Here is a 300-nt window from a genome sequence, read left to right on the forward strand (position 1 = left end):
ATTGCGCCGGAACCACAGCTCAATGCGGCGGCGCACCGGCCCCTGGTCGGCCATGATAAACGGCACCGTTGACCAGTCTGGCTCATCCACCGAAATCTGGTTGCGCACCGGGCAGGGCAGTGCTGGCGCTATCAATACCACAGCCAGATTCTCCAGCATGGAAAATGCCACCGCGCCGGGCAGTGTCTCGGGCTTACCGGCAATTGCCAGATCGGCCTCGCCGGTGACGACTTTTTCCATTGCATCAGCCGCGTCACCGGTGGTGAGCTTGATTTCCACCGACGGATGCTCGGCGCGGAA

1 protein-coding gene is annotated in these 300 nt (G+C 62.0%); it reads right to left on the reverse strand.

The annotated features are described in order from the left end of the window. Positions 1-300, reverse strand: a 300-nt coding sequence (locus FDX22_RS21435) for a LysR substrate-binding domain-containing protein (protein ID WP_255433018.1), incomplete at both ends; no start/stop codon positions are given.

This window comes from Citrobacter sp. TBCS-14, assembly GCF_005280805.1.
Lineage (GTDB): Bacteria > Pseudomonadota > Gammaproteobacteria > Enterobacterales > Enterobacteriaceae > Citrobacter > Citrobacter gillenii.